The organism is Frigidibacter sp. MR17.24 (assembly GCF_037095655.1).
In the GTDB taxonomy this organism is placed as follows: Bacteria; Pseudomonadota; Alphaproteobacteria; order Rhodobacterales; family Rhodobacteraceae; genus Frigidibacter.
In genome coordinates this window covers 366,543-387,470 of record NZ_JBAWKE010000003.1, presented here as the reverse complement: position 1 = coordinate 387,470, position 20,928 = coordinate 366,543, and the positions used below count along the sequence as shown (strand labels likewise).

The window sequence follows — 20,928 nt, the reverse complement described above, 5'->3', positions numbered from 1 at the left end:
GGGTCTGGTCAGGTCAGAAGCGTGGTGTTGCGGTAGATCCGCATCCCAAGGTCGAGCGCCGCGCGGCGCATCGCCCGGGCGGGGCGGGGGGCGGCGGGCTCCAGCGGCAGCGGCCGCGGCCCGTCGCGGCCCATCGCGATATCGGCGAGCATGGCGCCGAAATAGCTGTTCGGCGCGATGCCGCGGCCATTGCAGCCGATGGTGCCGATCAGACCGTCTTCGGGCGAGATCAGGCGTGGCATGCCGTGGCTGGTCAGGCCCAGCGTGCCCTGCCAGACGTGGCTCCAGCCCGGATCGGGCAGGCCGGGCCAGAGCCGCGCGAGCGCGCGCGCCGCCCAAGCTTCGGGGCCGCGGCGGCCGTCGCCGAGAAAGCCGAGCGAGCCCACCATCAGCCGCCCCTCGGGGTCGTAGCGGAAGAACAGCGGGATCTTGTGGGTGTCGTAGAGCGAATGGCCCTGCGGCAGCACCATGGCGCGCGCCGCGGTATCGAGCGGCTGGGTCGCGACGCCGAAGGCGCCCGAGGTGACGAGGGTCTGCGCGAAGGCGGGGTGCAGCGCGCCCGTGTAGGCATTGGTGGCAAGGATCACCTTGCGCGCGCGCAGGGTCACGCAGCCGCGCACCTGCGCCCGCCACAGGCCGTTCTCGCGCACGAGGCCCGTCACCGGCATCCGCTGCGCCAGCCGTGCGCCCGCCCGTTGCGCGGCGCGGGCAAGGCCGCGGGCATAGGCGAGCGGCTGGATGGTGAAGCCGCGCCGGTCGAGCATCGCGGCCTCCCACCGGTTCGATCCGGTGAGCGCGCGCAGCTCGGCGCCGCGCACCATCTCGACCGGCTGGCCGAGCGCCGCCCATTGCCCGGTCTGCGCGCTCAGCATCGCGGCCGAGGCCGCGTCATGCGCCGCGCGGATCACCGGGCGGAAATCGGCGTGGCAGTCGATGCGGTGGCGGTCGATCAGGTCGGCCACCAGCGCTGGGGCCGCGCCCAGTTCGCGCAGGAAGACCTCGCCGTGGTCGGCGCCCAGCACCTTGCGGATCTCGTCCGGGCCTAGGAACTGGCCGGGGTTCACCATGCCGGCGTTGCGCCCCGAGGCGCCCTCGCCGATTTCGCCCGCCTCGACCAGCAGCGCATCGGTGCCGCATTCGGCCAGCCGCAGCGCCGCCGTGAGGCCGTTGAAGCCGCCGCCGATCACCAGCACCTCGGTGCTGGCGTCGGTGGTCAGGGCGGGCGCCGCGATCGGGGCGCCGGCGGTCGCGTGCCACATCGAGGCCGGCAGCGCGGGCTCGGCCGCGGCCAGCGCGCTTCGGTCGCGGCGGGGAAGCCTGTCCTCAGGCATGGGCGGCCTCGCGCGCGGCAAGCTCGTGCTGCCAGTCGCCGACACGCAGGCAGGCGACGCGGCGGCCGGGGGCGGGCACTTCGTCGGTGGGCGCCGTGGTGGCGCAGAACGGCGCGGCGAAGGGGCATCGGGTGCGGAACCGGCACCCCGAGGGCGGGTTCATCGGGCTGGGCAGTTCCCCCTCGAGGACCAGCGGTGACAGCCCCTCGTCCCGGGCCGAGAGCGTGTTGGCGATCAGCGCGCGGGTGTAGGGATGTTGCGGATCGCGCCAGACCTGCTCGACCGGGCCGGCCTCGACGATGCGGCCGAGGTACATCACCGCCACCTCGTGGCTGACGTAGCGGATCACGTCGAGGTCATGGCTGACGAACAGCATCGCGAGCCCGCGTTCGGCCTGAAGGTCCACCAGCAGGTTCAGCACCTGCGCCTGAACCGAGACGTCGAGCGCCGAGACCGGCTCGTCGCAGATCAGGAGTTCGGGGTCGAGGATCAGCGCGCGGGCGATGCCCACCCGCTGGCGCTGACCACCCGACAGCTGGTGCGGCAGGCGGTCGAGGAAGGCGCGCGGCAGGCCCACGCGGTCCAAGAGCGCCGCGGCCTTGCGGGCGCGGTCGTCGCGGGTGCCAAGGCCGTGGACATGCAGCGGCTGCTCGACGAGGTCGCGGATCGTCGATCGCGGGTTGAGCGAGCCCATCGGGTCCTGGAACACCATCTGGATCCGGCGCGCGCGCTCCAGCCGGGCGCGGGGGCCAAGGCTTGGCAGCGCGTGCCCGTCAAGGCTGAGCCCGCCGCGCGAGGGCCGTTCCAGCCCGGTCAGCGCCCGCGCGAGGCTCGACTTGCCGCAGCCGGATTCCCCCACCAGCCCCAGCGTGCGCCCGCCCGGAATGGCCAGCGTCACCCCGTCGACCGCATGCACCGTGCCGCGGCGGGCGCGGTAGCTGACAGTCAGGTCGCTCACGTCGAACATCTGCATCAGGCGGCTCCTTGGATGATCGCGGTCCCGGCGTGGTGGCAGGCGACACGGCCGTCGCCCAGCGGCCGGACGGCGGGACGCTCGGCCGCGCAAAGCGCGGTCGCGGCCGGGCAGCGCGGCCGGAAGGCGCAGCCCGAGGGCCGGTCCGAGGGCTGCGGCACGGTGCCCGGGATCTCGGTCAGGCGCGGGGCGCCGGCGGCCATCGCGCCTTGCGGGCGCGCCGACAGCAGGCCGCGGGTATAGGGATGCGCGGGGGCGGCGAAGATCGCGTCGGCACCGCCGGTCTCGACGATGCGGCCGGAATACATCACCGCCACCCGGTCGGCGATCATCCGCACCGCCGGCAGGTCATGGGTGATCAGCAGGATCGCCAGCCCGATGTCGGCGCGCAGCTGGTCCAGAAGCGTCATGATCTGCGCCGAGATCGTCACGTCGAGCGCGGTCGTGGGTTCGTCGGCCAGCAGAAGGCCCGGCTCGCCCGCCAGCGCGATCGCGATCATCACCCGCTGGCGCATGCCCCCCGACAGGCGGTGGGGATATTCGTCCAGCCGCTTCGCCGCCTCGGGGATGCGCACCAGCTCCAGCAGCTCGATCGCGCGGGCGCGGGCGGCGGCGCCGGTCAGGCCCTTGTGCAGCTTCAGGCTTTCCATGATCTGGCGCCCGACGGTCAGCACCGGGTTCAGGCAGCTGAGCGGGTCCTGGAAGATCATCGCCGCGGCGCCGCCGCGGATCTGGCGCAGCCGCCGGGGCGCGGCATGGGTGATGTCCTCGCCCCCGAGCACGATCCGCCCGCCGGTCACGCGGATCGCATCGGCCGGCAGCAGGCCCAGGAGCGCCATCGCCGACAGCGACTTGCCGGCGCCGGATTCGCCCACCAGCGCCAGCGTCTCGCCGCGCGCCAGGGTGAAGCTCACGTCCTCGATCAGCGCGGCGGGCTTGCGGCCCGTCGTCTCGATCCGAAGACCCTCGACGGAGAGAAGGGGGGCGGTCATCGGGTCACCGCTTGCGCAGATGCGGGTTGAAGGCGTCATTGATCGCGTCTCCAAGCAGGTTGAGGGCAAGGACGGTCAGGATCACGAAGCCGCCGGGGATCAGGGCGATGTACCAGGTGGTGCGGATCGAGGGCCGCCCGAGGTTGATCATCGTGCCCCAGCTCATCACGTTCGGGTCGCCCAGCCCGAGGAAGGCGAGGCCGGCCTCGGTGATGATCGCCGAGGCCACGAGCACCGAGGCGATGACGATCACCGGCGAGAGCGAGTTGGGGATCACCTGCGTCAGGATGATGCGCGCGTCGGACATGCCGATGACCTTGCAGGACTGCACGAACTCGCGCTTGCGCACGCTCAGCACCTCGGCCCGCATCAGCCGCGCGACGGCCGGCCAGCTGACCAGCGAGATCGCCAGCACGATCGAGGTGATCGAGGGCGAGACGACGGCGACGATCACGATGGTGAACAGGAACGCGGGCACGGTCTGCACCGCGTCCGTCAGCCGCATTAGCACCGCGTCGGTGCCGCCGCCGAAATAGCCCGCGACCGAGCCGACCGCGATGCCCAGCACCAGCGACACCGCCGCCGACACGAGGCCCACCAGCAGCGAGATCTGCGCGCCCCAGAACATCGCGGCAGTCATGTCGCGGCCCAGCACGTCGGTGCCCATCAGCGTGGTGCCGGCCCCCGGCCAGATGTAGGGCCGCCCGACCATCGCCCAGGGTCCGAGCGGGAACAGGATCGGCGCCAGCGCCGCCATCGCGGCGATGCCCAGCATCAGCAGAAGCCCGATCACCCCCTTGGGCGAGCCGAGCACGCGGCGGGTGGTGGCGAAGCGCGGCGGCCGCGGCGGCAACGCCTCGGCCAGGGCCGCGGCGTCGGTGGCGGACAGGGTGGTGTCGATGGCGGTCATTGGTCGAGCTCCACGCGCGGGTCGAGGCGGGTGTAGAGAAGGTCCACCGCGAGGTTCACGAGGACGATGATGAACGAGCACACGATCAGGATGCCCAGCATCAGCGGGAAGTTGCGCGAGAAGACCGCGTCATAGGCCAGCCGCCCGACGCCGGGCAGGCCGAAGATCGTCTCGGTCAGGACCGCGCCGCCGAACAGCTCGGTGATCTGCAGGCCGGCCATGGTCACCACGGGCAGCATCGCGTTGCGCAGCGCGTGGCCGAGGATCACGTTGACTTCGGACAGGCCCTTGGCGCGGGCGGTGCGCACGTAGTCCTGCGTCATCACCTGCAGCATCGAGGCGCGCGCGAGGCGGGCGTAGATCGCGATGTAGAACATCGACAGCGACGCGACCGGCAGCACAAGGTGTTCGGCCATGTCGAGCGCGGTGGCGAACAGCCCCTCCTGCGCGCCGGCGGTGGTCAGCCCCGCCAGCGGCAGCCAGCCGAGCTTGACCGAGAAGATCAGCATCATGCCCAGCGCGGTCAGGAAGATCGGGGTGGCGTAGAAGGCCAGGACGATCATCGACAGCACGATGTCGACCGCGCGGTGCGCATGGCGCGCGGCCAGCACCCCGGTCACCGTGCCCACCAGCACCGAGACCATGACCGACAGCACCACCAGCAGCGTCGTCGCGGGCAGGCGCTGCAGCACCACGTCGAGCACCGGCTGCGAATGCGGCCAGCTGTAGCCGAGGTCGCCGGTCAGCACGTTGCCCACGTAGTCGATCATCCGCACCGGCAGCGGCTGGTCGAGCCCGAAGCGTTCGCGCAGCGAGGCCATCAGCTCGGCATCCATGTCGCCGCCGCGGCCCGCCATGACATCGACGAGATCGCCCGGCACGGAATTGAGCAGGATGAAATTGCCCATGATGATCACGAGGATCACCACGACCGACTGCAGCAGCCGCCTGCGAAGATAATGGCCCATCTGGCTCTGGCCCCCGGTGTGCTGGATGAGGAAGGGCCGGCCCGGGCGCAGGGAGAGGATCGCGCGCCGGGCCGGGTGTCGAGGCGGCTCAGGCCTTGGGGTCGAGCCAGACCTCGGCGAAGTTGGCATAGGTGCCATGGGCGTTGATCGTGTGGTTGTGCACGCGCTTGTTGGCGACGGTCACGCTTTCCACGGCCACGATCGGCAGCACCGGCAGGTCGGTCATCGCGAGCACCTGGAACTGGTGGTACAGCTCCTTGCGCTTGGCCTCGTCCATCTCGGCCGAGGCGGCCTCGATGATCTTGTCCATCTCGGCCGAGACGTAGTGCGACCCGTTCGAGAAGCCGACGCCGGGCTTGAAGCTTTGCGACCAGAAGGTGCGGTGGGTGCCGATGGTCGGGTCCGACCCGCCCGTCAGCAGGTTGACGGTGAACTGGAAGTCGCGGTCGGTGTAGACCCGCTTGACGAAGCCCGCGAAGTCCTCGTTGCGCACCGTCAGCTTGACGCCGATCGCGCGGAAGGCCTCGCGCATGTAGTTGGCGGTCATGTTCTGGTATTCGCCGTAGGGCAACGGATCGACCGTCAGCTCGAGCGTGCCGCGCGGATAGCCGGCTTCTTCCAGCAGCGCCACGGCGCCCATCGGGTCATAGTCGTACTTCGGCACGCCGTCGGTGTCGTAGAGCGCCGAGAGCTGATAGTGCAGCGGCGTCTCGGCGGCCTTGCCATAGCCGAAGAACACGTTGTCGACGATCCACTGCTTGTCGATCGCCATCGCGATCGCCTTGCGCACCTTGGGGTTCGACATGACCGGATCGTCGAGGTTGAACTCGATCATCTGGACTTCGTTCTGGAACTCGTAGCCCTTGGTGGTGATGTCGAACTTGCCGCTTTCCTTCAGGCGCGGCAGGTCGGGCTTGGGCAGCAGCGACTGGTTCACCAGATCGAACTCGCCCGATTCAAGGCCTGCGGTGACCGTGGCCGGGTCCGACACGAAGCGGAAGACCAGCGTGTCGATATGGGGCTTATTCTCGTCCCAGTAGTCGGGGTTCTTCTCGAGCACGAGGTTGTCGCCGGCGACGAACGAGACGAACTTGAACGGGCCGGTGCCGACCGGCTTGAGGTTGTAGGGGTTCGTCATCGGGTCCGTGCCCTCGTAGAGGTGCGCGGGCAGCAGCTGGGTCTGCTGGGCGGCGAGCGACTTCAGCATGCCGGGCGAGGGCTTGCTCATCACGAAGACCGCGGTGTGATCGTCGGGCGTCTGCACCTCGGTCACGTTGCCGAAGATCGTGCGGCCGCGGCCGTGCAGCACCTTCCAGACCTGCATGCAGGTGTAGGCCACGTCCTTCGAGGTGAAGGGCGTGCCGTCGTGCCACTTCACGCCCTGGCGCAGGTTGAAGGTCACCTGCAGCCCGTCGTCGCTGACCTCGAAGCTTTCGGCCAGCTGCGGTTGGATGGTCATGTCGAAGTCGTAGGTGAACAGGCTGTCCGAGATCTTCGAGGACACGACCTGCTCGGCGCCCGAGGTGGTCATGGCCGAGGTCAGGATCTGCGGGCTGGGCGAGATCACGAAGGTCAGCGTGCCGCCTTCGCTTTTCGCGGGTTCGATGGCCGCGAAGACCGCGCGGGGGGCGAGGGTCGCGAGGGCCAGGGTCGAGAGCGATGCCATCAGCATCTGTCTGCGATTGAGGGTCATGGGGTGGCTCCGGTCCTGTTGGGAGGGGGGCAGTCTTTTTCCCGCGCGTCCGTGCCGGGCGCGGGGGTCTTGGTCAGCCTTCCGGCGACGAACTCGGGGGCGGAATGCACCCGAATGGGTGGAAGCGACGAGCGCCAGGCCTCGATCTCGACAAGGCAGCTTTGCGCGGCCGACCCGCCCGAGAGGCTCGAGGTCGGCCGGTCGTGGGTCAGCACGTTGGGGTTGCCGTGCACGTCGAGGCTGCCGGGCTCGCCGGGGTGGATCGGGTCGAACCAGGCGCCGGTCGCCATTTCGACGACGCCGGGCAGCAGGTCACCGCTCAGCGCGATCCCGACAAGGCAGGCGCCGCGGTCGTTCCAGACCCGCGCGACGTCGCCGTCGCGCAGGCCGCGCTCGGCCGCGTCGCGGGGGTGGATGCGCAGCGGCTCGCGGCCCTGGATCTTCGACGCGCGGCTGCCCGCGACCGGGTCGAGCTGGCCGTGCAGGCGGTGCTGGGGCTGGGTCGACAGCAGGTGCAGCGGGAAGCGGCGGGCGAGGGGCGCGCCAAGGCCTTCGCGCGGGCGCATCCAGACCGGGTGGCCGGGGCAGTCGGGGTAGCCGAAGCCCGCGACGGTCTCGGAATAAAGCTCGATCCGGCCCGAGGGCGTGCCGAGCGGCGCCGTCGCGGGATCGTCGCGGAACGCGGCGAAGGCATCGAACGGGGTGTCGTTCAGCGGCTTTTCGAACACGCCGGCCGCCCGCCAGTCCTCGTAGCCGGGCAGGGTGACGCCGCGGGCCGCGGCGCCCTCGCGCGTGGTCTCGTAAAGGTGGCGCACCCAGTCGGCGGCGCTGCGGCCCTCGGTGAAGGCCTCCTCGGCGCCCAGCCGGCGCGCAAGTTCGGTGAAGATCCAGAAGTCGTCGCGCGCCTCGCCATGCGGCGCGGCCAGCTGGTGCATCGCCACGAGATAGCGGTCGTTCGAGGACGAGGCGATGTCGTCGCGCTCGATCGCCATGGTCGCGGGCAGCACGATGTCGGCGTGGCGGGCGGTCGCGGTCCAGACATGGTCGTGCACCACGACCGTATCGGGCCGGGCCCAGCCGCGCAGCAGGCGGTTGAGGTTCTGGTGATGGTGGAACGGGTTGCCGCCGGCCCAGTAGATCATGTGGATCTCGGGCAAAGCGATCTCGCGCCCGTCGTAGGGGATCGTCTCGGTCTCGCGCAGCAGCAGGTCGGTCAGGCGCGCGCAGGGGATGGCGAGGCCGGTGGGGTTCGCGGGCGCGGGCAGCACCGGGCTTGGCAGGCGCGCGACGGGATTGCCGGTGCCGTTCATCGACCCGAAGCCGAAGCCCAGCCCGCCGCCCGGCAGGCCGATCTGGCCAAGGATCGCGGCCAGCGCGACCGCCGCCCAATAGGGCTGCTCGCCGAAATCGGCGCGCTGAAGCGACCAGTTGAGGTTGATGAAGCAGCGCGTGCCCGCCATCTCGGCGGCAAGCGTGCGGATGCGCGTGGCGGGCAGGCCGGTGATCTCGGCCGCCCAGTCCGCGTCGAAGGCGCCGCCCTCGTTGCCGGTGCCGAGATAGGCCTCGAGCCGCCCGGCCCCCACGGTGCAGCGCGCGAGGAAGTCGCGGTCCGCGCGGCCGGTCGCGAACAGCTCGTGGCAGAGCGCGAGGATCAGCGCGGTGTCGGTGCCGGGCCGGATCGCCAGCCATTCCCCCGCCTCGGGCGCGTCCGAGCGCATCGGCGAGACGTTGATCATCCGGCCACCCGCGGCGCGGTAGGCCGCGCGGTAGTCGCGCTGGACATGGGTGCCGACGCCGCCGCTCTCGATCTGGCCGTTGCGGGCGGGCAGGCCGCCGAAGCTGACGAACAGCCGGGCCGAGGCGCAGATCGCGTCCCAGCCGGTGGTCGGGCCATAGAGCATGCGGATATCGCCCACCACATGCGGCAAAAGCACCATGGCGGCGCCGAAGCTGTAGTTGTTCAGCTGCTCGACGCAGCCGCCGACGGTGTTGATGAAGCGCTTGAGCTGGGTCTTGGCATGGTGGAAGCGCCCGGCGCTCGACCAGCCGTACGATCCCGCGAAGATCGCCTCGTTGCCATGGGTCTGGCGGATGCGTTCGATCTCGCCCGCGACGAAGTCGAGCGCGGTGGGCCAGTCGACCTCGACGAAGGGCTCCGCGCCGCGGCCGGGGGCCGGCTGACCGGGGCCCGCCTGCAGCCAGCCCGCCCGGATCGCGGGGCGCAGGATGCGGGTCTCGTGCGTGCGGTACTCGGCCATGCCGCCGATCAGGGCCGAGGGATCGCGGTCGGCGGCGACCGGGCGCAGGGCCAGCGGTTCGCCGGGGCGCGAGCTGGATTCGAATGTTCCCCAATGGGCGGCGCTGACAGGCAAGTCTTTCTCCGTCGGAGAGGATTGGCTTCGGCCAGAGCCTAAGGTCCCGTCCTGTCCGGCGTGAATATGGTGGTCGCGCACGTGTTTCGTGCGGCGGGCGCACGAATGGGCCCGCTCGCGCGGGGCGGTGGTCAGCGTCTCGGGGGCGTCTGTTCAGGGCGGACCGGGGCGACGCCCGGGCCCGTGGGGCGGGCCGGGGTGCCGCGCGGGCGGCCGCCACGGGGGGGGCGCAGAGGGGCCGCGCAAGGCCCCTGTGGCCGGGGCGGTCTGTCACCCGCCGGGCCGGCAGCCGTCGACGGCCCCGCCGCGGTGGACCAAGCCACCGCGGTCAGAGCCGGCGGCCCGGCCGGTCATTCGCCGTAGGGCACCCAGATGTTCTTCACCTGCGTCGCCCGGGCAAGGAAGCCGCGGCCCTGGCCCTCGGCCCCGGCCCAGCCGCGCGCGGCGCCGTCCTCGGTCCAGGTCTGCTTGAGGTTGCCGGCCGAGGCGGCCTCGACCATCCGCGCGCCCGCGGCGGTGCCGAAGTACCAGACCGCATCGACGTCGTCATGCTCGGCCAGCGTCTTCGCCATCGGGTCGCGTTCGCCGGTGACGATGTTGACCACGCCGCCGGGCAGGTCCGAGGTGTCGAACACCTGGTAGAGATCCGTGGCCGCCAGCGGATGCACCTGCGACGGGATCGCGACCACTCGGTTGCCCATCGCGATGGCGGGCAGCACGAGGCTGACGAAGCCCAGCAGCGGCAGCGCCGTCGGGCAGGCGATGCCGACCACGCCCAGCGGCTCGTGCATCGCCAGCGTCACATGCGCACTGCGCGTCTGGTGCACCGCGCCGTCGAACTTGTCGGCCTGCGCGGCATACCAGAAGATCCGGCGGATCGCGGTCTCGACCTCGGCCTTCGCGGCCGAGGAGCCCTGCCCGAAGCCGCGCAGCCGCTCGGTGAACTCGGCCTCGCGCGCCGAGAGGTTCTCGGCCAGGTAATACAGCACCTGCGCGCGGTTGTGCCCGGTCTGCGCGCCCCATCCGGCGGCCTTGTGCGCGGCCTCGACCGCGTTGCGGATGTCCTTGCGGCTGCCCATCGCGGCCAGCCCGACCGGCCCCTTGGCCCCGGCGACCGCGTAGGAATAGCCGCTGTCGGGCCGGGCCTGCTTGCCGCCGACATAGATCTTCGCGGTGCGGTCGATCCCGGTCGCCGCCAGCCCCGCGACCGGGGTCGCGACCGGGGCTGCGGGCGTCTCCTCGCCGCGCCGGGCCTTGGGCGCGGGATGGGCGAGATAGGCCGCCATCCCCTCGCGTCCGCCCTCGCGGCCAAAGCCGCTCTCGCGGTAGCCGCCGAAGCCGGCGCCGGCGTCGAAGATGTTGGCCGAGTTGATCCAGATCACCCCCGCCCGGATCTTCGCCGCCACATCCAGCGCGAGGTTGATGTTCTCGGACCAGACCGACCCGGCCAGCCCGTAGCGGGTGTTGTTGGCCAGCGCGACCGCCTCTTCGGGGGTGCGGAAGGTCGAGAGCGTGACCACGGGGCCGAAGATCTCCTCGGTGGCGAGGACCGAGGCCGCCTCGACGCCGGTCGCGAGGGTCGGGGGATAGAAGCAGCCGCCCGCGACCCTGCCCGCCGGGGCGCTGCCCTGGTGCAGCGTCACGCCCTCGGCCTTGCCCTGCGCCACGAGGCCGCGGATCCGCTCCAGCTGCACCGGGTGGACGATCGCGCCGATGTCGGTCGATTTCTCGAGCGGGTCGCCGGTGATCAGCTTCGCCAGCCGCCGGCGCAGCAGCTCCTCGAAGCGCGGCGCGACGCTTTCGGCCACCAGGATGCGCGAGCCCGCGCAGCAGACCTGGCCCTGGTTGAACCAGATCGAATCGACCACGCCCTCGACCGCCGCGTCGAGATCGGCATCGGCGAAGACGACGAACGGCGACTTGCCGCCCAGCTCCAGCGTCAGCGCCTTGCCCGAACCCGCGATCTGGCGGCGGATGATCCGGCCGACCTCGGTCGAGCCGGTGAAGGCCACCTTGTCCACCCCCGGGTGGCCGGTGATCGCGGCGCCGGTGCGCCCGTCGCCGGTGACGATGTTCAGCACGCCCTTCGGCAGCCCGATCTCGGCCGCGATCTCGGCCAGCGCGAGCGCGCTCAGCGGCGTGTATTCGGCGGGCTTCAGCACCACCGTGTTGCCCGCGGCGAGCGCGGGCGCGACCTTCCACGCCAGCATCAGCAGCGGGAAGTTCCACGGGATCACCTGGCCGCAGACTCCATGCGGCGCCGCGCCGGGGAATTCGTCGGCCAGGATCTCGGCCCAGCCGGCGTGGTGGTAGAAGTGGCGCACGACCAGCGGCACGTCGATGTCGCGGCTTTCCCGGATCGGCTTGCCGTTGTCGACGGTTTCCAGGACCGCGAGGAACCGCGCGTGCTGCTGGATGTGCCGCGCAAGCGCGTAGAGATATTTCGCGCGCTCGTGGCCGGGCAGCGCCGCCCATTTCGGCTGTGCCGCGCGCGCGGCCTTCACGGCGGCCTCGACATCGGCCTCGCCGCCCTGCGAGACCCGGGCGATGACCTCGCCGGTCGCGGGGTTCGAGACGTCGAACAGCTCACCCGGGCGGGTGAAGCCGCCGTCGATGAAATGGCCGAAGCCCGCGTCGTGCCGGGCCAGCCAGTCGCGCACGATGGTCGCATCCTCGGGGGCCGGGCCGTAGTCCATGCGTTTCAGAATGTCCGTGATCGTGGTCATCTCTTGTCCCTCTCAGGCGAGCGCGTGGCGCGACGAGGCGGCGTAGCGGCCGGTGACGAAATGCTCGAGCTGGCGCTCGATGTCGCCCAGCATCGACGAGGCGCCGAGGCGGAACAGATGCGGCTCGAGCCAGTCGCGCCCCATCTCCTCCATCATCAGGAATTCCCAGTTCAGCGCGTCCTTGGCGGATTTCATCCCGCCCGCGGGCTTGAAGCCGACGCGGTGGCCGGTCGCGTCGAGGTAGTCGCGCAGCGCGCGCAGCATCACCAGCGAGACGGGGATCGTGGCGTTGACGCCTTCCTTGCCGGTCGAGGTCTTGATGAAGTCGGCCCCCGCCTGCATCGACACCATCGAGGCCGCGTAGACGTTGCGGTAGGTCTGCAGGTCGCCGGTGGCGAGGATCGCCTTGAGATGCGCGGCGCCGCAGGCCTCGCGCATCTGCGCGACCTCGTCGTGCAGCGCCTGCCAGTTGCCGTTCAGGACATGCTCGCGGGTGATGACGATGTCGATCTCGTCGGCCCCCTCGGCCACGGCATAGCGGATCTCTTCCAGCCGCAGCTTCAGCGGCATCAGCCCCGCCGGGAAGCCGGTCGCGACCGAGGCCACCGGGATGCCGCTGCCCGCCAGCGCCCGGACGGCATGCGGCACCATCGTCGGGTAGACGCAGACCGCCCCCGTGGTGAGCGCGCCAAGACCGAGCCCTTCCATGATGTGCGGGGCGAGCGGCTGGCGCGCCTTGGCGCACAGGCGCTTCACCCGGCCCTCGGTATCGTCGCCGGCCAGCGTGGTCAGGTCGATGCAGCGCACGGCATTGATCAGCCAGGCGGCCTGCCACTGCTTCTTGACCGAACGGCGCGCGCCCAGCGAGGCGGCGCGGCGCTCGGCCGCCGGGCGGTTGACGGCATGGGCCTCGAACATCTCGGGGCGCAGGCCGGTGCCGGGGTTGCGGGTGTCGTTGGACTGCGGCGCGGGGGGATGCAGCGCGGGGACGGCATCGGCCACCACGCGCGAGGCGTCAACGGTCATGGGCATGCTCCAGTGCGAAGGTTGCGGTCGCCTCGTCGGTGACGAGGACGTTGATCAGGCCCGCCTGCAGCGCGCCCAGGGTGACGTCGTGTTTCGCGGCCCCGGTGGCGATGCCGATCACCCGCTCGCGGGCGCGCAGGTCGGCAAGGCCGAGGCCGATGGTGCGGGCATCGAGGTCGCTGTCCACGACCTCGCCCCGCCGGTTGATGAAATGCCCCAGCACGTCGCCGACGGCGCCGGCGCGGATCAGCTGCGCCATCTCGTGCTTGAGGATGTTGCCCGAGCGCAGCAGGACCGAGTCGTCGCCGACGATCCCCAGCGAGAAGGCGAGCACCTGCGCCGAGCGCGCGAGGCGCAGCACGTCGGTGACGATGCGGTCGCGTTCGAGCACCTCGCGCGTCTCGCGGTGCCCGACGATCGCGGGCACCGGCAGCGGCACCATGCGCCCCTTGCCCTTGCGGGCGAAGACCTCGGCCACGTCGTTGTGATGGGCGAGGCCGGGGGTGGGCGCGACGGTGCCGTTGATCTGCACCACGGTGACGCCGTCGGCCCAGTCGGGCGGCAGCCAGTGGGCGATGCTGCCCATCGTGCGCCCCCAGGAGACGCCGATCAGCTGCGGGCGCGGCTTGATCTGGGCCAGGTACTGGCCGGCGGCCTTGGCCACCGCGTCGATGCCCTGCGGGCTGTCGTCCGGCCCGGGGACCACCAGCGCGTCGCGCAGCCCGAAGGTGCGGGCGAGCGCGGTCTCGAGATCGGGGTGGCGCAGCGTCCGGGGCACGATCTCGATGCGGACGATGCCGGTGTCGCGGGCTTCCTGCAGCAGCCGGCTGACCTGCCAGCGGTTGAGGCCGGTCTCGGTCGCGATCTCGGTCAGCGTCCGGTCCTCGTGGTAGGTCATCCGCGCGACCTGGACCATCAGCTGGTCGCGGGCGGCGTCGTCGACGGGCAGCCGGTTCGGCGCGCGGTCCTGGGGATCGTCCTTCATTGCGCGGCCTCCTGCCGATGCTCTGCCTGGCGGGACGTGCCATCGGCGAGGGCATGCAGGATCGGGGTCAGGATTTCCACCGCCTCGCGATACTGCGCAAGCAGGCGCCGATACTGGGCGTGGCGCGCCATGTCGGGTTGCAGCATCCGCACCGGGGCGCGCAGCGCATGCGCCGCGGTGACGAGATCGGGCTGCAGGCCGATCCCGACCGTCGCCGCGACGGCATTGCCGATCAGCGTGAGGTTGTCGTCCTCGGCCAGGCCGACCGGCTTGCCGATGGCGTCGACGGTGGCGCGCAGCCAGACCGGGTTGCGCATGATCCCCCCCGCCATCACGATCCGGTCGACCCGCACCCCCTGCCGCTCGAGGTCGAAGATCACGTTGGCGGCCCCCAGCGCGACGGCGGTCAGCGCCGCGCGGTAGATCGCGGCGCGGTCATGCGACAGCGACAGCCCCAGGAACGCGCCGCGCAGCCGGGCGTCGCGATAGGGGGTGCGGTTGCCCATCCAGAAATCGAGCGCCATCAGCCCGGTCGCGTCCGGCTCGATCCCCTCGACCTTCTCCAGCAGCGTCGGCAGCTCGGTGTCGGCCATCCCGAAGATGTCCTGCGACAGCCACCTGAGGATCGAGCCGGCCGAGACCTGGCCGCCCTCGATCATCCGCATGCCGGGGGTCAGCGCATGGGGATAGGGCCCCCAGACGCCGGTGATCTCGGCGCCGTCGTCGGGCACCTGGGTGATGTGGACGTTCGAGGTGCCGCCGATCAGCAGCATGGTGCCGGGCGTCACGCAATCGGCACCGAAGCTGCCCATGTGCGCGTCGATGCCGCCCTGCACGACGACGGGGGTGCCCCTGATGCCAAGCGCCGCCTTCGCCGCCGGCGTCACCGGGGCGATCACCGCGCCGATGTCGACGATGCGCCGGGGCAGGCGGTCGGCGATCTCGGGAATGCCGAGCGCGTCGTAGAGATCGGGGCAGAAGGCGCGGGCGCGGCTGTCATAGTTCCACTTGCAGGTCGCGTTCATCAGCGAGCCGGCCCATTCGCCGGTCAGCCGGAAGTTCACGAAATCCAGCGCCTCGCAGATCACCCCGGTGCGCGCCCAGAGGCCGGGATCGTTCCGGGCGACCCACATCGCCTTCGGGATCAGCCATTCGACCGCGTTCGAGCCGCCCGACAGCGCCAGCACCGGGTGCTCGACCCCGGCCGAGAACGCCGCCTCGGCCGCGGCGCGGGCATCCATCCACAGGATCGCCGGGGCGAGCGGCGTGCCGTCGCGGTCGGCCAGCACCACGGTCGAGGCGAAGGTGGCGACGGTCACCGCCGCGATCTCGGGATCGCCGGCCTCGGCCAGCACCTGCGGCACCACCCGGCACAGCGCCTGCCACCAGTCCTCCGGGTCCTGCTCGGCCCGGTCGGGCGGCAGGTGGCGGGTCGGATAGCCGGCCTCGCCCCGGGCGATCAGGCAGCGGGCATCGGTGTCGAAGACCCCCGCCCGGGCACCGTTGGTGCCAAGGTCGAGGCTGAGAACATGGGGCATCCGGGCCTCCTCTCCCGAATGGCGGCCCCGGGTGCCGGGGCCGGGTTCCGATACGGCGTCAGGGTCGGAAAAGGACCTTCGAGAAATGCAGGTCCTTCGCGTCGAACCGCCGGAAGATCTCCGGCAGCTCGGCCAGGTCGAGGTCGTGCGAGATCATGAATTCCCACTTCAGCTCGCCGGTGCCGAATTTCTCCAGCGTCGTGGTCCATTGCGGGCCGGGGAAGGGCGCGCCGAAGCTGTTCCACGACCCGTGCAGCGAGATCTCCTGGCGCAGGAAGTACTGGAAGGTGGCGTTCGACAGCTTCACGTCCGGCACCGGGATGCCGATGAAGGCGACATGGCCGCCGGGGCCCGCCAGCATCACCGCGCCGTTGATCGTCGCATCAAGGCCCACCGCCTCGATCACCACATCGGCCTTGACCGTGTTTTCGGCCAGCGCGCCCGACAGCACGCAATGCGTCGCGCCGGCCTCGCGCGCGAGCGCGAGCTTCTCTTCGGACACGTCGACCGCGACGACCTGCGAGGCGCCCATGATCCGCATCCACTGGATCGCGAACAGGCCGATCGGACCGCAGCCCATCACCCCGCCGGTCTGGCCCACTGTCATGCCGCCCGCCTTCCAGATCGCGTGCAGCGCGATCGACGCCGGATCGGTCATCGCGATCGCGCGGGGGTCGACATGCTGGGGCGCCTTCAGCAGGTTGGCGGTCGGGACCGCGACGTATTCGGCATAGGCCCCGTCCCGGCGCGAGCCGAAATAGTCGTAGTCCTTGCAGCGCGAGAAATTGCCGGTGCGGCATTCGTCGCAGTCATAGCAGGGCAGCAGCGGCGCGATCGCGACCAGCTCGCCCTTTTCCCAGCCGCTCACCCCCTCGCCAAGCTCGGTGATGTGGCCCGAGAATTCGTGCCCGGTGATCAGCGGCATCTTCCATGCCCCCTTCACCAGCATCCGCGGCAGGTCCGAGCCGCAGACCCCGACCGAGGCGACTTTGACGACCACCTCGCCCGGTCGGGCCACCGGGGCCTGACGTTCCTCCAGCTGAATGTCCTTCGCGGCATGCAGAACGATCGCGCGCATGGGTTCTCCTCCCGATTCTACGCCCGTGATGTCTCCTCACATCCGTGATACGAAATCACCGATGTGATGATCAAGCACGAATGTGCTATGCGGCGCTGGAAAGCGAGCGCGAGATCCGGTTGAACAGCGGCGACAGCGACTGCAGCGCATCGATGTAGGCGTCGACATAGGGCGCGTAGGCGCGGGTGAGGTCGGGGCGGGCCTCGGCCGCGGGGCGGGTGTCGCCGGCAAAGCGCCGCGCCGTCGCGGCGAGATCGAGGAACAGGCCCACGGCGTGACCGGCGACGATGGCCGCGCCGAGGGTGCCGAATTCCTCGCGGTCCATGCAGCGGTAGTCGAGGCCCAGCGCGTCGGCCTTGATCTGGCGCAGCACCTGGCTTTTCGCGCCGCCGCCGATGTTGACGGCAAAGCGCGGGTCGTAGCCGGGGGCGATCTCGCGGACCGCGCGCAGGTAGAGCGCGTATTCGTAGGCGATGCTCTCCATGATCGCGCGCACCATGTGCGGCTTCTCGTGCCGCCAGGTCAGGCCGAGGAAGGCGCCGCGCATGTCGGGATCGTTCGGGGTGTTGCGCCCCGACAGATGCGGCAGGAACAGCAGCCGCTCGGCCCCGGGCGGAACGCCGCCCGCCGCCTCGGCCAGCGCGTCGTAGGGATTGCGCCCGGCCTGTTCCCACTGCGCCTTCTCCATCGGCGAGAGCGTGTCGCGGAACCAGCGCAGGTTCAGCCCGCCGCCCGCGACATAGGCCATCGGGAACCACAGCCCGGGGATGACGTGCGGACAGGTCATCAGGCAGCGATAGGTGGTGTCGGTGCCGAAGCTGTCGATGACGGTGGCGAAGACCGAGGCCGTGCCCGAGGTGTCGAAGACCACGCCCGGATCGACGAGCCCCCCGCCCAGCACGTTCGCGCTCTGGTCGCCGCAGCCCGCGGCGATCGGCAGCCCCTCGGGCAGGCCGGTCCGTGCCGCCCAGTCGGGCCGCAGGTGGCCCACGATCTCCCACGGCTCGCAGATCCGGGGCAGTTTCTCGGTCGTCAGCCCGAAGCGCGCCAGCAGCGGCTCGTTCCAGGTGAAGGTCTCGCCCGAGGCGAAGCCCGAGAAGACGACATAGGTGCGGTCCATGAACGCGTCCGCGCCCGCCAGCCCGGCCAGCCTGCCCGCGACGAAGGCGGCCGGTTGCAGGAATGCGGCGATCCTGGCCCATGTCTCGGGCTGGTCGCGCCAGTACAGCAGCTTCGGCGCGTGGTTGAAGGCCAGCGCCATGCCGCAGGTGCGGATGATCTCGTCCTCGTGCGGGCGGAGCTCGTCCAGCCAGGGCGCGCAGCGGGTATCAAGCCAGCTGTCGTAATGCGTGACCGGGTTCCAGTCCGCATCCACGGCCATCAGCCCCGCCATCTGCCCGTCGAGGGCGATCGCGGCGATCCGGTCCGGCGCCAGGCCCGAGGCCTGCATCGCGCTGCGCACCGTGTTGACGACAGAGCTGAAGATGTCCTCGGGGTCCTGCTCGACCAGGCCGGGGCCGGGATAGATCAGGCGGCTTTCCTCGAAGGCCTCGCCCTTCAGGCGCCCCTCGCTGTCGTAGATCCCGGCCTTGGTGCCGGTGGTGCCGATATCGACACCGATGACGTGATCCCGCATGCGCCGGGTCTCCTCCCATACGCACGGCGCGGCGGATCGCCGCCGCCGTTGCTCCTCCCTTCGCCCGGGCGGTCCTCCTCGACCCCCCCGACGCTCTCACCGCAGCATCGCACGCTCGTCGCGCCGACCCCACCGGTCTTTCACCGGCTGCAGGGACGCCTCGGGGCGGCCCGGATAGATGACGATCTTGCCCGAGACCGCGCCCCCCGCCACCGCCTCCAGCGCGGCGGGCAGGGCGTCAAGCCCGGCCACGGCCTTGATGTTTGCCGCAAGGTCCAGCTCTCCGGCCAGCACCCGCGCCATCACGCCCTGCATGTCCTCGACCGAACAGCCCGTGGACCCGGTCAGCCGCAGCCCGCGGGCGACGCGCGCAAGGTCGAGCGGGATGCCCTGTCCGAAGGGAAAGCCCGCGAAGACGTTCAGCAGGCCGTCCGTGGCAAGCCAGCCCGCCGCCGTGGCGATGGCCTGCGGATCGGGCGCGACCACGACGGCATCGTCGAGCCCGCCCGGGGCATGGCGGGCGACCGCGTCGGGCAAGGCGGCGGTGTCGACGACGACCAGGCGCTTGCCCCGCGCCGCCGCGAGCGGTGCGAAATCGGCCTCCAGATCGGCGAGGCGGCGCCCCTTGCGCGACGAGGCGAGGATCGTGCGCGGTCCCTCGGCCAGGCCGATCAGCCGGTGGACATGGATCCGGCCCATCGCCCCGCCCGCGCCATGCACAAGCGCCACGCCGCCGGGGCGCGCGTCGAACCGGGGCCGGAACGCGGTCTCGAGCGCGGTCTCGGTGGTGCCCAGAAAGCTGAGCGCGTCGTAGTGGATCCGCGCGGGATCAAGCGCGACCGGCCCCGGCGAGGGCGCGCGGCGCCCCTGCAGCAGCAGCCCGCCCGGCGCCAGCGCCTCGGCAAGGCGCCCGAGGGTCGCGGCGTCGTGGTCACCCAGCGCGAGGATGTCGTCATAGGGACCGGTTACCGCCGTGACCGGATCCGCCTGCGGCGCGAAGGCGGGGGCGGGTCCGCCCAGCACCTCGACCGCGGACCAGCCCGGCCCCTGGCCGAGCGTGAAGACCTCGCCGTCGGACGCCATCGCGATCAGCGCCCGCCCGCCGGGCCGCAGCGCGGTGCGCGCGTTGATCCGCCAGGCGCGTTCGACGCAGCCATAGGGTTCAAGCAGGGCGACAGCGGCGGCCGACAGGCTTTCGGGCACGTCGAAGACGTAGTCTGCCAGCGCCTCGGGGCCCAGCACGATGAACTGCGCGAAGCCGCCGGGCAGGTCCATGCCGATGATCCGCCGCGCGCCGCCGACCCGCATCGCGGGCTGCAGCCCGAGACGCTGCCCGGGGCGGAAGCGGCCACGCTGCGCGGCGCCGACCGCGTGGACGCGCAATGCGACCTCGTGGCCCAGCACGGTGTCGACGGCGCCCTCGCGAAACAGCGGGTGGTCCGAGCCCATGCGCACGACCTTGATGTCGGAGGAGCAGATCGACACCGCCTCGACCCGGGCGACAAGCTCGTCGGGGCCGGGCTGCGGGATCGCGGCCTCCTCGGGCCGGCTGGCGAGAAACGCGTCGAACGAGCCGCCGCGATAGGGCCAGTGGCGGTTGGTGCCGAAGCTGCGGGGCGGATCGACCGTCATCGCCCGCCCTCCGGCCGCCGGGCCGACCGGCTGTCCTGGATGAAGGCGTCGCCGCGCTTGACCGCGGCGACCGAGGCGTCGAACTCGGTCAGCGCGACCAGCGAGTACAGCGCGTCGATCGCCACCAGCTGGCCGATCTTCGACACCATGCTTTCATATAGCGGCTCTTCGTTCGGCTGGTAGCCGGCGGGGGTCACCAGGGTCAGGTCCGCGATCCGCGCCAGGGGCGAGTCGGCGAAGGCCGTCAGCGCGATGGTCGGCACCCCGGCCGCGCGCGCCGCGGTGAGCGCGAGCACGGTCTGGTTGGTCCGCCCCGAATCGCTGATCGCGATCCCCAGCGACCCGCGCCGCAACGAGCCCGCGAGCAGGATCTGGTTGTTGCGGTCGCGGTGGAAGATCGCGGGCTTGCCGATCCGGGCAAACCGCAAGAGCGCGTTCTCTGCCGACAGCGCCGACAGGCCCGCCGCGAAGAAGTAGACGGTGTCGGCGGCCCGGATCATCGCCGCCGCCCGTTCCAGCGCCGCGGGGTCCAGCGTCGAGAGGCAGGCGCGCGCCACGTCGGCGGTGCGGTGCGCGACCTTGGTCAGGATCGTCTGCGCAGTGTCGGCGCGGCCGATGTTTTCGTAGATCTGGCCCTCGTCGGGCACCTGCGACCGGGCGGGCAGGGTGGTCGCCGCATCCTCGACCATCCGCAGCTGGAACGCGCGATAGCTCGGCAGTCCGATTCCCCGCACGAAGCGGCTGATCGACGCCTCGGACACGCCGCAGGCGGCCGCGAGTTCCTTGATGTTCATCGACCGCGTTTCGGTCGGACGGGCCAGAACCGCGTCGGCCACGACCTGGAGGGTCGGCTTCAATCCGCCCCTAAGGCTTTGTATGTGTTCGAGGATGCTGATTTCGGCCGTCATCTGTGGCTTTCCCTTCAGGGGACGCGCCGGTGTCGCCCCGTCGTGAAATTATCCATCGGTGAAACTTACTTTCAAGGCGTAAATTTTTCTAGACAGCTAATTTTCAGGTGTTACCGTTCCGACATCCGGTTGCTGCGCCGGGAGGACATCGCCGCCAGGG

Annotated in this window: 15 protein-coding genes; all 15 read right to left on the bottom strand. The window is 71.2% G+C overall.

Annotated features, from left to right (window positions below):
• Positions 1–8 precede the first annotated feature (8 nt).
• Positions 9–1,331 carry an NAD(P)/FAD-dependent oxidoreductase gene (locus tag V8J39_RS14000; RefSeq protein ID WP_336461543.1) on the bottom strand — a complete coding sequence of 441 codons (1,323 nt, stop codon included), beginning with the start codon at positions 1,329–1,331 and terminating at the stop codon, positions 9–11.
• On the bottom strand, positions 1,324–2,304 hold the full coding sequence (locus V8J39_RS13995) for an ABC transporter ATP-binding protein (protein WP_336461542.1): 981 nt from the start codon (positions 2,302–2,304) through the stop codon (positions 1,324–1,326). The genes V8J39_RS14000 and V8J39_RS13995 overlap by 8 nt, the downstream gene beginning before the upstream one ends.
• Positions 2,304–3,296, bottom strand: a complete 993-nt coding sequence (locus V8J39_RS13990; RefSeq protein WP_336461541.1) for an ABC transporter ATP-binding protein — start codon at positions 3,294–3,296, stop codon at positions 2,304–2,306. The genes V8J39_RS13995 and V8J39_RS13990 overlap by 1 nt, the downstream gene beginning before the upstream one ends.
• Before the next feature lie 4 nt (positions 3,297–3,300).
• Entirely contained in the window at positions 3,301–4,206 is a 906-nt protein-coding gene (locus tag V8J39_RS13985) for an ABC transporter permease (protein WP_336461540.1), read from the bottom strand.
• Entirely contained in the window at positions 4,203–5,174 is a 972-nt protein-coding gene (locus tag V8J39_RS13980) for an ABC transporter permease (protein WP_336461539.1), read from the bottom strand. Before V8J39_RS13980 ends, V8J39_RS13985 begins: the two co-directional genes overlap by 4 nt.
• 88 nt (positions 5,175–5,262) lie before the next feature.
• A complete protein-coding gene (locus tag V8J39_RS13975) occupies positions 5,263–6,867 on the bottom strand; it encodes an ABC transporter substrate-binding protein (RefSeq protein WP_336461538.1) in 1,605 nt (534 codons plus the stop codon).
• Positions 6,864–9,239: a molybdopterin-dependent oxidoreductase gene (locus V8J39_RS13970; protein WP_336461537.1), complete on the bottom strand. Its 2,376-nt coding sequence runs from the start codon at positions 9,237–9,239 to the stop codon at positions 6,864–6,866. Before V8J39_RS13970 ends, V8J39_RS13975 begins: the two co-directional genes overlap by 4 nt.
• A 350-nt stretch (positions 9,240–9,589) precedes the next feature.
• Positions 9,590–11,965, bottom strand: coding sequence for an aldehyde dehydrogenase family protein (locus tag V8J39_RS13965; protein WP_336461536.1), 2,376 nt, complete (start codon positions 11,963–11,965; stop codon positions 9,590–9,592).
• A gap of 12 nt (positions 11,966–11,977) precedes the next feature.
• Positions 11,978–12,970, bottom strand: coding sequence for a deoxyribose-phosphate aldolase (deoC, locus tag V8J39_RS13960; protein WP_442902596.1), 993 nt, complete (start codon positions 12,968–12,970; stop codon positions 11,978–11,980).
• A gap of 10 nt (positions 12,971–12,980) precedes the next feature.
• Complete coding sequence (locus V8J39_RS13955) at positions 12,981–13,976, bottom strand: sugar-binding transcriptional regulator (protein ID WP_336461535.1); 996 nt, start codon at positions 13,974–13,976, stop codon at positions 12,981–12,983.
• The gene (locus tag V8J39_RS13950) at positions 13,973–15,514 is read right to left on the bottom strand and encodes an FGGY-family carbohydrate kinase (RefSeq protein WP_336461534.1); all 1,542 of its coding nucleotides are present in this window, start codon (positions 15,512–15,514) and stop codon (positions 13,973–13,975) included. Before V8J39_RS13950 ends, V8J39_RS13955 begins: the two co-directional genes overlap by 4 nt.
• A gap of 58 nt (positions 15,515–15,572) precedes the next feature.
• On the bottom strand, positions 15,573–16,592 hold the full coding sequence (locus V8J39_RS13945) for a galactitol-1-phosphate 5-dehydrogenase (protein WP_336461533.1): 1,020 nt from the start codon (positions 16,590–16,592) through the stop codon (positions 15,573–15,575).
• An 85-nt stretch (positions 16,593–16,677) separates the two neighbouring features.
• Positions 16,678–18,228, bottom strand: coding sequence for a xylulokinase (locus tag V8J39_RS13940; RefSeq protein WP_336461532.1), 1,551 nt, complete (start codon positions 18,226–18,228; stop codon positions 16,678–16,680).
• Positions 18,229–18,324: 96 nt separating this feature from the next.
• Complete coding sequence (locus V8J39_RS13935) at positions 18,325–19,860, bottom strand: alcohol dehydrogenase catalytic domain-containing protein (RefSeq protein ID WP_336461531.1); 1,536 nt, start codon at positions 19,858–19,860, stop codon at positions 18,325–18,327.
• Positions 19,857–20,768, bottom strand: coding sequence for a MurR/RpiR family transcriptional regulator (locus V8J39_RS13930; RefSeq protein WP_336461530.1), 912 nt, complete (start codon positions 20,766–20,768; stop codon positions 19,857–19,859). The genes V8J39_RS13935 and V8J39_RS13930 overlap by 4 nt, the downstream gene beginning before the upstream one ends.
• Positions 20,769–20,928: the final 160 nt, after the last annotated feature.

What these genes read in the sequence shown, in the direction of transcription:
- V8J39_RS13985 (WP_336461540.1), bottom strand. Translation starts at nt 4,206, where the DNA reads ATGACCGCCATCGACACCACCCTGTCCGCCACCGACGCCGCGGCCCTG.
- V8J39_RS13955 (WP_336461535.1), bottom strand. Translation starts at nt 13,976, where the DNA reads ATGAAGGACGATCCCCAGGACCGCGCGCCGAACCGGCTGCCCGTCGAC.
- V8J39_RS13940 (WP_336461532.1), bottom strand. Translation starts at nt 18,228, where the DNA reads ATGCGGGATCACGTCATCGGTGTCGATATCGGCACCACCGGCACCAAG.
- V8J39_RS13995 (WP_336461542.1), bottom strand. Translation starts at nt 2,304, where the DNA reads ATGCAGATGTTCGACGTGAGCGACCTGACTGTCAGCTACCGCGCCCGC.
- V8J39_RS13950 (WP_336461534.1), bottom strand. Translation starts at nt 15,514, where the DNA reads ATGCCCCATGTTCTCAGCCTCGACCTTGGCACCAACGGTGCCCGGGCG.
- V8J39_RS13930 (WP_336461530.1), bottom strand. Translation starts at nt 20,768, where the DNA reads ATGACGGCCGAAATCAGCATCCTCGAACACATACAAAGCCTTAGGGGC.
- V8J39_RS13990 (WP_336461541.1), bottom strand. Translation starts at nt 3,296, where the DNA reads ATGACCGCCCCCCTTCTCTCCGTCGAGGGTCTTCGGATCGAGACGACG.
- V8J39_RS13935 (WP_336461531.1), bottom strand. Translation starts at nt 19,860, where the DNA reads ATGACGGTCGATCCGCCCCGCAGCTTCGGCACCAACCGCCACTGGCCC.
- V8J39_RS14000 (WP_336461543.1), bottom strand. Translation starts at nt 1,331, where the DNA reads ATGCCTGAGGACAGGCTTCCCCGCCGCGACCGAAGCGCGCTGGCCGCG.
- V8J39_RS13965 (WP_336461536.1), bottom strand. Translation starts at nt 11,965, where the DNA reads ATGACCACGATCACGGACATTCTGAAACGCATGGACTACGGCCCGGCC.
- V8J39_RS13945 (WP_336461533.1), bottom strand. Translation starts at nt 16,592, where the DNA reads ATGCGCGCGATCGTTCTGCATGCCGCGAAGGACATTCAGCTGGAGGAA.
- V8J39_RS13975 (WP_336461538.1), bottom strand. Translation starts at nt 6,867, where the DNA reads ATGACCCTCAATCGCAGACAGATGCTGATGGCATCGCTCTCGACCCTG.
- V8J39_RS13980 (WP_336461539.1), bottom strand. Translation starts at nt 5,174, where the DNA reads ATGGGCCATTATCTTCGCAGGCGGCTGCTGCAGTCGGTCGTGGTGATC.